Source organism: Ruegeria sp. BF7, assembly GCF_056538605.1.
Genome location: NZ_JBQFTM010000021.1, coordinates 21,425 through 34,339, shown reverse-complemented (window position 1 = coordinate 34,339; position 12,915 = coordinate 21,425). Strand labels below are relative to the sequence as shown.

Annotated in this window: 10 protein-coding genes and 1 pseudogene; 8 read left to right on the top strand and 3 right to left on the bottom strand. The window is 54.0% G+C overall.

All coding sequences use genetic code 11. The annotated features are described in order from the left end of the window. Positions 1 to 43 precede the first annotated feature (43 nt). Positions 44 to 1,201 (bottom strand): sugar-binding transcriptional regulator, encoded by a 1,158-nt coding sequence (locus ACR0IK_RS22445; protein WP_170451110.1) that lies wholly within the window; start codon positions 1,199 to 1,201, stop codon positions 44 to 46. Positions 1,202 to 1,338: 137 nt separating this feature from the next. Between ACR0IK_RS22445 and ACR0IK_RS22440 the strand changes: the two genes are divergently transcribed. Together ACR0IK_RS22440 and ACR0IK_RS22435 are read left to right on the top strand one after the other, a co-directional pair. Further along, positions 1,339 to 2,001, top strand: a complete 663-nt coding sequence (locus tag ACR0IK_RS22440) for an HAD family hydrolase (protein WP_170546590.1) — start codon at positions 1,339 to 1,341, stop codon at positions 1,999 to 2,001. A 556-nt stretch (positions 2,002 to 2,557) separates the two neighbouring features. After that, positions 2,558 to 3,313: an SDR family oxidoreductase gene (locus ACR0IK_RS22435; protein WP_480643369.1), complete on the top strand. Its 756-nt coding sequence runs from the start codon at positions 2,558 to 2,560 to the stop codon at positions 3,311 to 3,313. 456 nt (positions 3,314 to 3,769) lie between these two features. Here the strand turns inward: ACR0IK_RS22435 and ACR0IK_RS22430 are convergent, their stop codons facing one another. After that, positions 3,770 to 4,210, bottom strand: coding sequence for a GFA family protein (locus ACR0IK_RS22430; RefSeq protein WP_480643360.1), 441 nt, complete (start codon positions 4,208 to 4,210; stop codon positions 3,770 to 3,772). Positions 4,211 to 4,756: 546 nt separating this feature from the next. On the opposite strand from ACR0IK_RS22430, the gene ACR0IK_RS22425 reads away from it, so the two are divergent. After that, entirely contained in the window at positions 4,757 to 5,611 is an 855-nt protein-coding gene (locus ACR0IK_RS22425; RefSeq protein WP_480643358.1) for a CE1 family esterase, read from the top strand. A gap of 27 nt (positions 5,612 to 5,638) precedes the next feature. On the opposite strand, the gene ACR0IK_RS22420 is transcribed toward ACR0IK_RS22425, so the two are convergent. Then, positions 5,639 to 5,875 (bottom strand): c-type cytochrome, encoded by a 237-nt coding sequence (locus ACR0IK_RS22420; RefSeq protein ID WP_480643356.1) that lies wholly within the window; start codon positions 5,873 to 5,875, stop codon positions 5,639 to 5,641. Between the two features lie 318 nt (positions 5,876 to 6,193). Between ACR0IK_RS22420 and ACR0IK_RS22415 the strand changes: the two genes are divergently transcribed. The 5 genes and pseudogenes from ACR0IK_RS22415 (at position 6,194) to ACR0IK_RS22395 (ending at position 12,913) form a co-directional block, all read left to right on the top strand. Then, positions 6,194 to 6,421: a transposase gene (locus ACR0IK_RS22415; RefSeq protein WP_480643355.1), complete on the top strand. Its 228-nt coding sequence runs from the start codon at positions 6,194 to 6,196 to the stop codon at positions 6,419 to 6,421. Positions 6,422 to 6,697: 276 nt separating this feature from the next. Next, complete coding sequence (locus tag ACR0IK_RS22410) at positions 6,698 to 8,629, top strand: DUF3604 domain-containing protein (RefSeq protein ID WP_480643353.1); 1,932 nt, start codon at positions 6,698 to 6,700, stop codon at positions 8,627 to 8,629. Then, positions 8,626 to 10,515, top strand: a pseudogene (locus ACR0IK_RS22405) (DUF3604 domain-containing protein). The gene ACR0IK_RS22410 and the pseudogene ACR0IK_RS22405 overlap by 4 nt, the downstream one beginning before the upstream one ends. Further along, positions 10,451 to 11,122 carry a DUF3299 domain-containing protein gene (locus ACR0IK_RS22400; protein ID WP_480643351.1) on the top strand — a complete coding sequence of 224 codons (672 nt, stop codon included), beginning with the start codon at positions 10,451 to 10,453 and terminating at the stop codon, positions 11,120 to 11,122. Before ACR0IK_RS22405 ends, ACR0IK_RS22400 begins: the two are co-directional and overlap by 65 nt. A gap of 501 nt (positions 11,123 to 11,623) precedes the next feature. Further along, positions 11,624 to 12,913: a DUF3300 domain-containing protein gene (locus ACR0IK_RS22395; protein ID WP_480643350.1), complete on the top strand. Its 1,290-nt coding sequence runs from the start codon at positions 11,624 to 11,626 to the stop codon at positions 12,911 to 12,913. The last annotated feature ends 2 nt before the right edge of the window (positions 12,914 to 12,915 follow it).

Sequence of the window (12,915 nt, the reverse complement as noted above, 5' to 3'; positions counted from 1 at the left end):
ATTTTTCTCGCAGGAATGGTCAAGGTGTGCCGAGGTGCTATCGTCAGTCTGCAAGAGCCTCAGCAACGCGCGTGTGCAGTTGTTCCGCTGCCGCGTGATCGATGAGCAATTCGTTAACAAGCCCCCGGGTGATCAGTTCGAATACCGTATCGCCTCGTTCCTTCTGAATCGCGACGACCACAACACCACTTTGATCAGGATCGTCAAATGCCCGATCTGCGATGGCTTTGACATGCTCTGTTTTGATCCCGGTCCACAGCCCGTTCAGCTCGTCAATCAGGTCCATCTTGGCCTGTGAAATTTCGGTTCTCGGGATCAAAATACCGCCAAGGTCCCCGACGACCAATTGCCGGAGATCGTCAGCCCTTAACCCGCCAGCCTGAACCAGCTCTTCAAAACTGCCCAGAACCGGAGTGCTTGAAGACCCGACGCTGGAAATCAACATATCCATTTTATCAATCAATGCGTCTGGACCCGAAAACACGCGGTGAAATCCCGGGGTGTCAGAGATGTACTGCCAAATGGAACGGCGCATGGTCTCATCGTAGTGACGGGGTATGTATGCCGGGAAACCAGTGAGCTGAGGGCTATCCTCCGGCTGATCGTTAAATAGCTCATCAAACGTTCCGGCAAGCCGGCTGGCAGAGTATCCATGCTGAGCCAGCGACATCAATTCTGCGCAAACCGCTGCAAACTCAGTCTTTTGCGACTTATCTATGGGCTGCCTTGAGGCTGCAATCCCTTCTGCCAGAGACTTGATTGTTCGACCCCACGCAACGCCGATGACGTTCGATTTCTCGATCAGTTCTATCAATCGCCCGGATGCGGTTCGTCCAAACCTGGTACGGCGCTGTGACAGCGCAGCCTCGGTGTTCCCCGGGCCGCTTTCAAACACCCCAAGCCGAGGCGGTCTAAGCTTGTTCCTGTTGCAATATCGCTTCAGATCAGAATTCAACCCTGAAGGAGCCAGCATTTCGTCCATCTGGGCAATCCACTCGTCTGAGAATTGTTCTTTGACGAAGCGTTGTTCGATGACCAAGTAGTTTTGGCGTTCAGCGTGTTTCAGTAACCGCGATACATGCGGTTGAGACAGGCCACCAAGAATTGCTCCTATCTCTACCTGCGACATGTTGTGCGTTGCGCGCATATAGGCAGCGCACTGGGCGCGTTCTTCAAATGGAAGTTTTTTAACGTCGATCATTTGTTCAATATTGTTCGTTAGCAGGATCCTGACAGCGTGAATAATTATGCCATATAAACATTCACATGCCAGCCGATTGAAGAAAAATCCTTACATGCTACGTGTTTCTTGCACAGGCTCGAACCAGGAGATTCAGCATGCCGATCAAAGGACTGATCTTTGACCTCGATGGTGTTTTGGTCGACACCGTACCGGCGCATTTTGCTGCTTGGAAACGCATGTTCGAAGAATACGGGTATGAGTTTGGAAGGGCGGAATACCGGCGACTTGTCGATGGGCGCCCTCGTTATGACGGCGCGCGCGCGGTCATGACCCGGCATTCGGAGAATGAAGTCAGAACCGCCGCAGACAAAAAAAATGACTATTATGTTGAAATGATCGAGCGAGGCGAATTTCGTGTCTTCGATGCTGCTGTGCACCTCGTAAGACAATGCCAGTCGGAGGGTTACGGGCTGGCGGCCGCTTCCAGCAGCGCCAATGTCCGAGCCGTTCTCGAAAAAGCTGGTTTGTTGGATGCCTTTCCGGTTGTTATCGGAGGCGACGATGTCGAAAATGGGAAACCCAACCCTGATATATTCCTCACCGCCGCCAGCGGGCTGGGGCTTAATGTGGATGAATGTATCGTGATCGAGGATTCCTCTTCCGGTGTCGAAGCGGCAAAGAATGGTGGTTTCTATTGCGTAGGTCTTCTTCATGAAGATCACGAGAGTGAACTAACGGCTGCGGATTGCGTCATTTCTTCGCTGGCCGAGGTTGACATTGAGCAGATAGACGAATCCAAGTCGGAATTGCCTGTCTAAATACTTTTTTGCGACATAGAACTGGATTTTTTAGGGACAGATAACAGACTTCACCTAAAATTCAGTATCGTGTGCTCAACCTCTCACAACTCCGTGTGCCCGAGTTTGACTATTGGCCGCTTCGGTCAAGCTCCGATGCGGCGCTTGACTCTGCTGGGAAGGCACGGTTGGGACCGTTTACGCGCGTGTGAGGCGTTGGGCTGAAGGTCCAGAAAATCCGCGAACTGTTCGCTCGACCGATACCCTATGTTGTACTGGTAGCGAACGGCAGGTTTGACGGGCTGCACCGCAGCATCGAAGGTGTCCGCTGGACGGCAGGAATGGGCCGTTCGCGAAGGCTTAACCTTTAGATGTTGCGCCTGCCCCACCCCTGGTACTGATTCCAATAAAGAGGTTTGCTTACCGCGAACGAACGACGGCTCCGTTTTTGAGACCAACCAATTGATCCGTTTCTTGCGCATTCGACTCATGTAACTCTACACCCGCAAGTAACGGGTCGCGCCTAACTCGCATCATTCCTTAGGTGATTGGCATGCAATTTCAGAAAGGCATGACCATGGAACTTAAAGACAAAACCATCATTATTACCGGCGCGAGCAGCGGAATCGGCGCTGGTGCCGCACTTCTGTTTGCCTCGGAAGGGGCGAATGTTGTGTTAGGTGCCCGCCGGCAAGCTCAGCTTAACACACTCGTTGGGCAGGTTACCCAGAGCGGCGGGCGCGCTGTGTGTCTTGCGGGCGACGTGACTGACGAAATTTATTCCAGGGACCTTGTTGATCTGGCGAAACAGCAATTTGGCGGCCTTGATGGTGCATTTAACAATGCGGGCACCATGGGCGCGATGGGTCCAATTCCCGAAATGGAATCTGACAACTGGCAGTCGGTTCTTGCAACAAACCTTTCCAGTGCATTCTTCGCGGCAAAAGCGCAGATACCGGAATTGGAGGAACGCGGTGGTGGGTCTATTGTATTCACCGGAACATTTGTTGGTTTCAGCAATGGGGGAATGCCCGGCATGGGCGCCTATGCCGCATCAAAGGCTGGACTGATTGGACTCGCACAGTCTTTGGCTTCCGATCATGCAGCCAAGGGCGTCCGTATCAACACCATTTTGCCGGGCGGCACTAAAACCGATATGGCCGGCGATGACCCTGCGACGCACGATTTTATTGCCAGCTTGCATCCCCTAAAACGCATGGCAGAGCCAAAGGAGATTGCCCAAACCGCAATGTTCTTGCTTTCAGACCGGGCAAGCTTCGTGACAGGTTCTCCGGTTGCCGTTGACGGCGGTATGGCGACCCGGCTGCTTTGAATATCTGCCGTTGGTTGCTTCGCAACCAACGGCGGTTACCTGTCAGATAAGATAGCTCGCCCACCAATCCATATCGTGGTGAACGCCACCTTCGACGACTTTCGCCAGGGCATCGCCACCGCAGACTGAATATTCGGATTGGACTTTCACTGGTCGCCAGCTTTTTGATCAGGTAGATGGGTTTTGTAGCGCAAATCGGAGTTTGAGCGCAGTCCCCCACCCCGGACAGACTTATCCTATATCTGCGGCTCAACTGAAGATGATGCCCCGCCACCCTCTAGGTCGACTCTGAACACAACCTATGAATTTGAATTTCTCGCTGCGCGCGCACGAAGCACGACCTTATCTGTAATGGCGTAAATTCCTGTGTCCCGATGCCGCGTGAAGACCAGCTATTCGAACTGGTCGCAGCGAAGAACTCTCATTCAATAAGCAGGTCGCTGACACAGTGACATTTTAGCCGTTGCCTGTAAGCCATGACCTATCTGAGGGCACAGTATCGAAAACCTGAGCATCCCTTGGAAAAACAAACCATGGCTGCGCACTTCTCGCAAAAACATGGTGGGTGGGTTTCAACCAACTCGTGTCATCAAGCGTACCCGGCTTCAGACTAAGGTGGTCAGCCGCTTTGCTGGCATGATGGTGAATCCGAGTGCCGCAATCTGGGCAAAATGAGTTCGTGAAGAGCTGTCCGCTATCTGCCTGTCGTTGAAAGCTTTTCAGTTCACCAGTAGTAATTTGGAAATCACTTGAATGAACTCGCATTGCCAGACCGAAAGCACTACCTGACTGCGATTGGCAAATGGTGCAGTGACACGCGTAGATCACTATCGGCTCGCCAGATATGACATACCGAACCAAGCCGCATTCACATCCGCCTTGGTAGGGTTGCGGCATCAATTCTCTCCTTCAACTCGGTTAGCTTCGAATTTGGTGTATCAAATTCTAAATTGAAATATGGGGCTCTGAGCCGCCGGATGCCATCGCAGCAGGTTCAACAGTCTCGACGGAACAGGACCGGCAATCGACACGTCGCATCAAACCTTTGATCTTAAGGCTTTCCACAAGGAATGCAGTCATTGGAGCTTCAAGAGCCGGTGTTACTGAAAATGGCGGCGAAACCTGAAGATGAGCCCAGTTTGAGCGATGCTGCGCTTTGAAGGAATGGCGGAGGATAAATGATAACTGACGCCCACCACGGCAATCAAGTGCCCGTGCTTCAATCGATAAGCTGAAGGACGCTCATGCCCGCATCTATTGCTGCCTGAACACCTTGCGGTGAATCCTCCATAACCAAAACGTCGATTCGAGGCAGCGCCATACGATTTGCCGCTAGTTTGAATAACTCTGGCGAAGGTTCCCAGACTTTTAGGTCAGTGCATTCGGAGGTGCGTAACGCTGTGCTATGATTTTCTGTGACCTAACAACAGAGGTGCACTTTTGATGCGACCCAAAACACGAAATTGCATTCTGAAACTCGGTATTGCCATTGCTGTTATTGCCGCAAGTCCGAAAGCGGCTTTTGCCTCGGACGGAGAGTGTGGCGCGCCAGATGCACCTTGCACACTGGAAGGCGGGGAGTACTACGTGGCTTTGCCAGAGGTGCCGGATAAACCGCCTGCCGTAATTTGGTTGCACGGTTATGGACGGTCTGGGAAAGGGATGATCCGGAATTCCGACTATGTCGATCCTTTCATCCGGCGCGGCTATGCAGTGATTATGCCGAGCGGGCAGCCCAGTATTAATGACAAAGACCTCGATTGGGGTGTGGCTGACGGATATGACCTGGAGCGCGATGATGTTGCCTTTATCAGCGCGGTGCGTGCCGACGCAGTGGAGCGCTTCGGTATTGATCCGTCGCGAATACTAATCGCCGGCTTCTCCCGCGGCGGCTCCATGGTGTGGGACACGGCGTGCCAAGCGCCAGAGTTAGCCACAGGCTTTGCTGCTGCGGCCGGGGCATTTTGGGAGCCCATGACCACAGAGTGCAGCGCACCCGTTCACCTGTTTCACGTACACGGCTTTAAAGACCGAATGGTGCCGTTCGAAGGCCGACAGCTGACATGGGAGGGTGTTGATTTTCACCAGGGAAACGTCATGAAGGGCGTGGATGTCTGGCGCCGCGAGAATGCCTGTTTGGGTAGCGCGGAAAACAGCTTTGGCGATGATGACTCGATGCAGAAGGACTGGATGGACTGTGCCGCCGGCTCGATCCGGCTGAAAGTCACCAAAGGCGGACACGGTGTGCCAAAGGGCTGGCGGGATGCGGTGCTCGACTGGTTCGAAGCGCTGCCTTGAGTTTTCGAGTGCCATACATACTCTTCGCTAGGGTTTAAGTTGGGCGAGATAGGCGATTATTGCTATCTGCGCTTTTCGATCAGGTTGACTACCTCTGGTCATGTCGGTGCCCGGAACGACATTGAATGGATCGGCCAGAAAAATGCTCAGTTCTTCTGGCATCCAATATCCAGTCTTCGACTGATGCTTTGGCCCTCCCGACAACGCCGACATGGTCGGGGCCAGGATGCTGACCCGCGCCAACTTCATCAGGCGTCGTGCCATGACATCCGCCGCACTCGAAAGCCAACAGACGGCCTTCCTCAAGATCGGCCCCTTCAATTTCGCCCGGTTTCAGAGTGTCTACTGCTACTGGGCCAGCGCCCATCTCCCTCAAAAACGTGACCATCTCGGTTCGACCCTTCGTCCCCGCAAACTGAATTGGAGGCCACCCAAAACGATCCTGCGCGTTAATGAACGATGCCTTCCGATCTCGACCGCGATCTTGCTTGTCTACGGCAAACCTAAACTGTTGACCTCGAAGTTGCAGAGCTGGACATCAAGATTAAGAAAGGCGCACACCGCAATGCAGAGGCTCGACGCTTGCAAACCATGCCTGGAATTGGGCCGATGTCCGCGATGGACATTCAAGCATTCTGCCCACCCGCTGAGAGCTTTCAGAAGGGTCGAAATTTCGCTGCTTGGCTCGGACTGGTTCCGCGACAACATTCGACCGGCGGAAAGGATCGGCTCGGGCGCATTACCAAGATGGGTCGCCAAAAGTTGACAACAGATCCGTCTCGAAGACTTCCAAGGGATTTTCCATGCTAAAAAAAATAGATCAATTATCCCGAAGGGGAAAAAGTTTTTGTAAGCGCAATGCTACGGTTCCGTCAGAGCGTGCGGGGTTTCGCCTGACAGGCTTGATACTGTCAAGTAATTCTACAAGCCCAACAAGGAGGTTTTGATGAAGGAACTCGCTTGGATCACGCCTCTCCTGATGGCATCCACAGCGGTCGTCGCCCAAGACGGTCCCGGTTAAACGCGCTTGTATTGGGGCGATACACGTCGCCCATCTGGTACACACCGCAAGGGGAGTGAGAGACCATGCTTAGAATAAACACGACCATTTTAGCTCTGATCTTCGCAACCGGTTCGCATGCTCAAGACGCCCCGCCAGATGCGACGGAGAATGTCCTGAAGGGCCGCGCATACTCACCTTATGCAGATCGGGCGTTTCCTAATCGCGTCTTTTTTGGTGACACTCATGTTCACACTGCCCTATCAGCAGATGCGGGCGGAAGCGGTACGCGTCTGACGCCAGAGGACGCCTATAGGTTTGCGCGCGGCGAGCAAGTGACATCGAATACGGGGCAGCCCGTCAAGCTCTCGCGGCCACTGGATTTTTACATGATCACGGACCATTCCGACGGAATGGGAGCAATTTCAGACATCATTTCAGGTGCGCCAAATGTGCTGGCGGACGAGCAGGGTCGACAGTTCCACAATGACTTCAATGAGGGTGGGCAAGTTGCAGCCCGTGCAGCGCAAGAACTGGTCGCTGCATTTGCGCAAGGGACGCTGTCCCCAGCACTCAACTACCAGCCAGGCAACCCGGCATATGAGCGGGTGTGGGACTATCTGATCGACACGGCAGAAGCATTCAATGACCCTGGCGTTTTCACCACATTCATAGCCTATGAGTGGACTTCTCTGGTGGCTGGGAACAACCTCCACCGAAACGTGATTTTCAAAGACGGAGCGAACAAGGCACGGCAGATTGTGCCCTTCACCATGTCTCCTCCCACAGGGTCGCCAAATCCGCGCGATCTTTACGCGTGGCTGGAAAATTACGAAGCTTCAACAGGCGGTGATGCCTTTGCAATTGCGCACAATGGCAACCTCTCCAATGGCTGGATGTTTTCAAAAGTCGACAATTTCGACAACGATACGCCACTGGACGCCGCCTATGCGGAAGCTCGGCAAAAGTGGGAACCGCTCTATGAGTGGAGCCAACTGAAAGGCGATGGCGAAGCGCACCCACTCCTATCGCCGGAAGACGAGTTTGCGGACTACGAGACGTGGGATTGGGCAAATCTTGATGCTAGCGAGCGTAAAATTCCTGAAATGCTGCCTGGAGAATATGCGCGCTCTGGACTGCTCAGAGGCCTCGCAATGCAAGCAGAATTGGGCGTAAATCCGTACAAATTCGGGGCAAGTGCAGCGACGGATACGCACTCAGGATTAACAACCGTTCAAGACGATAACTTTTTTGGAAAGTTTGCCGCAGGTGAGCCGTCGCCAGAGCGCGGTGAACACCCCGGTCAACGATTTGCAGATGGCGAGCCGGCTTATATCGGCACGGCCTACAGTTCCGCCGGTTTGACCGCTGTCTGGGCGACCGAGAACACACGGGATGCTCTGTTCGATGCAATGGAGCGGAAAGAGGCATATGGGACAACCGGCCCGAGAATGATGGTGCGCTTTTTTGGCGGTAATTACGACGCAAGCGCGCTTGAGGGGCGTGATCTGGCGCGAATTGGTTATTCGGGTGGTGTGCCTATGGGCGGTGATCTGGCCACACCTGCGGAGGGTGAGGCCCCTGACTTTCTGGTCTATTCTCTCCGCGATCCGATAGGCGCAAATCTTGATCGAATTCAAATCATCAAAGGATGGATCGACGCGGAAACGGGTGAAGAACAGGAGCGGGTCTACGACGTCGCCTGGGGAGGTGATCGGACGCCCGATGCTGACGGCAAGCTTCCAGCCGTCGGAGATACGGTCGATCTCTCAATCCCATCTTGGACCAACACCATTGGTGCGCCAGAGCTTGGGGCTGTATGGACGGATCCCGACTTTGACGCCTCCGAACACGCCTTCTACTACGCGCGCGTAATTGAAATCCCCACGCCAAGATGGACCGCATACGACGCCGTCAAGTTCGGAGTCGAAATGCCCGAGGGAACCCCGATGATCACACAAGAGCGCGCTTATACGTCGCCCATCTGGTACACACCGCAGAATGGGGGCCAGCAATGAAGGCGCGTTCTCTGATCCTGAGCCTCGCGCTGAGCGCAACGGTTGCTTCCGCGCAGGACGCTCCGCCCTTTGCACCGGGCGAACGCGTATATTCGGCCTATCCCGCGCAGGACTTTCCCAATCAAGTGCTGTTTGGCGATACGCATTTGCACACATCCTATTCCTGGGATGCAGGGATGATAGGCAACTCGCTGGGACCTAAAGAGGCTTACCTGTTTGCCAAGGGAGAAACGGTGACCTCCTCCACTGGACAGCCCGCGCGGCTCAAAAGACCGCTCGACTGGCTCGTGGTGGCCGATCATGCCGAAGGACTGGGCGTTGCGCCGATGCTGGTCCGTGCAGACCCAGCCCTTTTGTCGGATCCGTTCGGCGCCGAGTTGCACACGCTGTTTGAACCTCAAACACCCGCGGCCATCGGAGAAGCCTATAACTTCTTCGTTCGTGCCAAAGGCGCAGGCAAGAATCCCCTCACGACAGATCAGGAAATTCCCAAAGGCCCCTGGGTGGAAACCTAGGAAGCTGCCGAAGCCGCGAACCAACCTGGATTGTTCACTCCCATGATTGGCTTTGAATGGAGTTCGGCCGTGCGTGGCAACAACCTGCACCGCGTCGTTGTGTACAGGGATGGAATGGACGTCGCAGAGGCTCGCATCCCGCTGTCTGCCGATCTAAATCCTGACCCGGAAGCACTCTGGCGGTGGATGGAGGAATTGGAAACGGAAACAGGCGGACGGGTTCTGGCCATTCCACACAATGGAAACCTGTCCAACGGGCAGATGTTTCCGGATGTTCGGTTTGATGGGACAACCGCGCTGGATGTGGATTACGCCGCCAAGCGCCAGAGGTGGGAACCTCTTTTCGAGGTCAGCCAGATGAAAGGGGATAGCGAAACGCACCCAATGCTCTCTCCGGATGACGCGTTTGCCGATTTCGAAACATGGGACACCGCGAGCCTGGGTGGCAATGAACCCAAGACACCCGAGATGCTGCCAGGTGAATACGCCCTCCCAGCCTTGCGTCGCGGTCCGGCCTATGAGGCTCAACTCGGGACCAATCCTTTCAAGTTCGGCATGGTCGGTTCGACAGACTCGCACACGTCCCTGTCGACCACAGGAGAAGACAATTTCTTTGGCAAAGCTGCCCAGCTTGAGCCAACCGCCGATCCTATCCGCTTAGAAGAGGCCGTCTCGGGGCGGCTGGGCCCGGAGGACTCTTGGCTGCGGGCGTGGCAAACGAGTGCTTCCGGCCTCGCAGCTGTCTGGGCCAGAGAAAACACGCGGGAAGCAATTTTTGACGCAATGATGCGCAAGGAAGTCTACGCAACCACCGGCACGCGTATTCGGGTTCGGGTTTTCGCTGGCTATGACTTTGAAGAAACGGACCTGCCAAGGTCAGATTTTGCAGAACACGGCTATACAAACGGGGTCCCAATGGGAGCGGAACTGCCCGTCAGCGCCGACCGCGCGCCCCGTTTTCTAGTACGCGCTTTACGCGACCCAGATGGTGCCAATTTGGATCGTGTACAGATCATAAAGGGCTGGCTTGATGCGGATGGGTCAACGTCTGAAAAAGTCTATGACATCGTCTGTGGCGGGCGAGACCTGTTGGAGAGTGGTTGTGACGGCGATGTCGGCAACACAGTTGATGGAGAGGCCGCAACTTACACCAATGAGATTGGCCAAGCGATCCTTGCAGGATTCTGGGTAGACCCGGATTTTGATCCGGCGCAGTCGGCATTTTACTACGTCCGCGTTTTGGAAATCCCGACCCCACGCTGGACGATTTATGATCGTAAGTTTTTCGGGGTAGAGCTGCCGCCCGATGCTCCGGTCTCAATCCAGGACCGCGCCTACACTTCGCCGATCTGGTATTCTCCTGGAAGGTGATGCCGCAAAGAAAGGAACCGAAGTCAAGAACGGTCTCACTCGACGCGACTTTGTAGCATCAGCGATGCTGTCCTGCCTGCCAATTCAGATGGTGGTTGCCAGCGAAGACGTGACAAATCTTGCCTGGAAAGACCTTCGCCATCCTGACGATCCGTCGCCACTGGCACGTTTGCGTATGCGCGTGAATCACGAATCTACTGCCGGGACGAAACAACCATCATCTCTTGGTGCGCGAACGGAATGGGACGGCAAACGGATTCATCTTTCGGGGTTCTTTATTCCGGTTGTACGAACATCTGAAGGTACCAGCAGGTTCCTCTTGGCTGCTTTTGTACCTCTCTGTGTGCATGTTCCCCCTCCGCCCTCCAACCAACTCGTGATGGTGTCTACGGACAGCCCCTACAAGGCTAGAGGATCATTTGAAATTGTGGGAGTAACTGGTGTCATAAACGCCCAGAAAGCGTCCGAGGGCGCTTCCACAGTGGACTATCTTATCGACGCAGAACGCATACAAAATGTTCCAGAACTCCAAAATCAAAATCTTACTGCGAGCTTTAAACCGCAGGTCTGCGCAATTGGTACCACCAAATGGGGTTGTTTGAGCTAGGATTTGCATTGATGCGTTCTGCCTATCTTTTACGCCTTTCCGGGGTTGCTTTGTGAGCCGTATCATAACCGGCAGGGGATAAATCGCAGCATTATAACGGGCCATTCGTTCAAGGCTCAGCGAACAAGATACAGAAAATTTGCTAGTTTCCGTGCAGGTTTTTTGTCGACAAAAGCGGGATTACCACCGTTGGCACCGAAGCCAGAAACAAGATGTTCAAGGGCTTTTGATGGGGCTTTCTACGATATCGGACAGGTTTGGTCTGAAGAGAATACGGGATACTTACAAAATCTGTAGGAAAAGTTCCCAAAGGGGGCTGTTGAAATCAGATTTAACCAAAAAAAGCGTTGGAAAGACACCATTTGAACCAAAGCCTCTTTACAGAGGCATTCCTTCCGGGACAACATTAAAGAGATTTGAATACTCGAATATCGTTGTAAATTTTCCCAATATCTCCGTGCTGAGTTGCGCGTCGGATGATTGTGATTGTAGGGGGGAATAATGGCCGGTATCTTTCGTTGGATTGTACCCGTGTTTCTGGTTTTTGCACCGACACTTGTCGGGGCACAGACCGAACAGGAGGGTGTAGCCGAGCCTGTGCCAGATGATGATCTGCTCACCCAGGCTGAGCTGGAAAACCTGGTCGCACCGGTTGCCCTGTTTCCAGACACTCTTTTGATTCAGATACTGGTTGCGGCAACCAGTCCAATGGAAGTGGTCAAAAGCGACCGGTTGCTGGCCAGCATGGACGGCGAAGAATCCGAGGCCATTCAAGCCGCTGTCGAAGCAGAGGAATGGGACGAAAGTGTCGAGGTTCTGGCCGTCGCCTTTCCCGAAGTGATCGAAGACATGGCGACGCACATCGAATGGACCGAAACCATGGGCGACGCCATGCTTGCCCAAAGTGACGAAGTGATGGCAGCCATTCAGACCATGCGAACCCAAGCCATCAACAACGGCGCGCTGGTGTCGGGTGAGGAACAAGTCGTCGAAGTAACTCAAGACGAAAACGTCATTATCCAGCCTGCCGACCCCGAAGTTGTATATGTCCCGCAATATGACCCTCAGGTCGTCTATACTGACAGCAACAGCAATCTTGTCGGGGATGCCATTGTCACTGGCGCAGTGGCATTTGGAACCTTTGCACTGATCGACGCCATTTTCGATGATGATGACGATTGGAATGACTACTGGGGATGCCGGAATTGTGGTGGATGGGGTGGAGGCCCGATCTATCGAAGCCCCGATATTGATCTGGACGTTGATCGCAACGTGAACATCGACAAAGACGTCAATATCGGGAGCGGGAACAATATTGGTAATGGCAACATTAACCGCCCCAATACCGGCTGGACACCAGACGATCGAAAGAAAGATCAGGCGCGGGACAAGATTGCCTCCAAGAAGGACGAAGGGGGTAAGACCAAGCTGCCGATAAACAAAAGTGACAGCAGCTCGGACGCGTTACGAAGCAAACTGTCCCAGAAATCCGGAGCACCGGATATCTCTCGTCCGGGATCGCAGACCAAAACGGAAGCGGTTCGGAAAACCATGAAGGATGGGGGCAAGCCCAAGGTTAACCGACCGACGCCCAGCAAAGCACTGAAGAAGCCGGCCAAAAAACCTGCGGTTAAAAAACCATCGGCGGCTAAGTCCCATGTCACCAAAACCTCCAAGCCCAAGGCGGTTAAAAAACCGAAGGCCACCCACAAGAAATCCAGCGGGCAAAAGGCACGCAAGGCCTCGAAACGTGGCAAGGTCAGCGGCAAAAAAGCCAAGCGGAGGGGATGAGA

Bases quoted from the DNA above. Each gene is read 5' to 3' on its own strand.
- ACR0IK_RS22430 (WP_480643360.1), bottom strand. From the start codon at position 4,210: ATGCCGCAACCCTACCAAGGCGGATGTGAATGCGGCTTGGTTCGGTAT.
- ACR0IK_RS22400 (WP_480643351.1), top strand. From the start codon at position 10,451: ATGCTCCGGTCTCAATCCAGGACCGCGCCTACACTTCGCCGATCTGGT.
- ACR0IK_RS22445 (WP_170451110.1), bottom strand. From the start codon at position 1,201: ATGATCGACGTTAAAAAACTTCCATTTGAAGAACGCGCCCAGTGCGCT.
- ACR0IK_RS22435 (WP_480643369.1), top strand. From the start codon at position 2,558: ATGGAACTTAAAGACAAAACCATCATTATTACCGGCGCGAGCAGCGGA.
- ACR0IK_RS22410 (WP_480643353.1), top strand. From the start codon at position 6,698: ATGCTTAGAATAAACACGACCATTTTAGCTCTGATCTTCGCAACCGGT.
- ACR0IK_RS22420 (WP_480643356.1), bottom strand. From the start codon at position 5,875: ATGGCACGACGCCTGATGAAGTTGGCGCGGGTCAGCATCCTGGCCCCG.
- ACR0IK_RS22440 (WP_170546590.1), top strand. From the start codon at position 1,339: ATGCCGATCAAAGGACTGATCTTTGACCTCGATGGTGTTTTGGTCGAC.
- ACR0IK_RS22395 (WP_480643350.1), top strand. From the start codon at position 11,624: ATGGCCGGTATCTTTCGTTGGATTGTACCCGTGTTTCTGGTTTTTGCA.
- ACR0IK_RS22425 (WP_480643358.1), top strand. From the start codon at position 4,757: ATGCGACCCAAAACACGAAATTGCATTCTGAAACTCGGTATTGCCATT.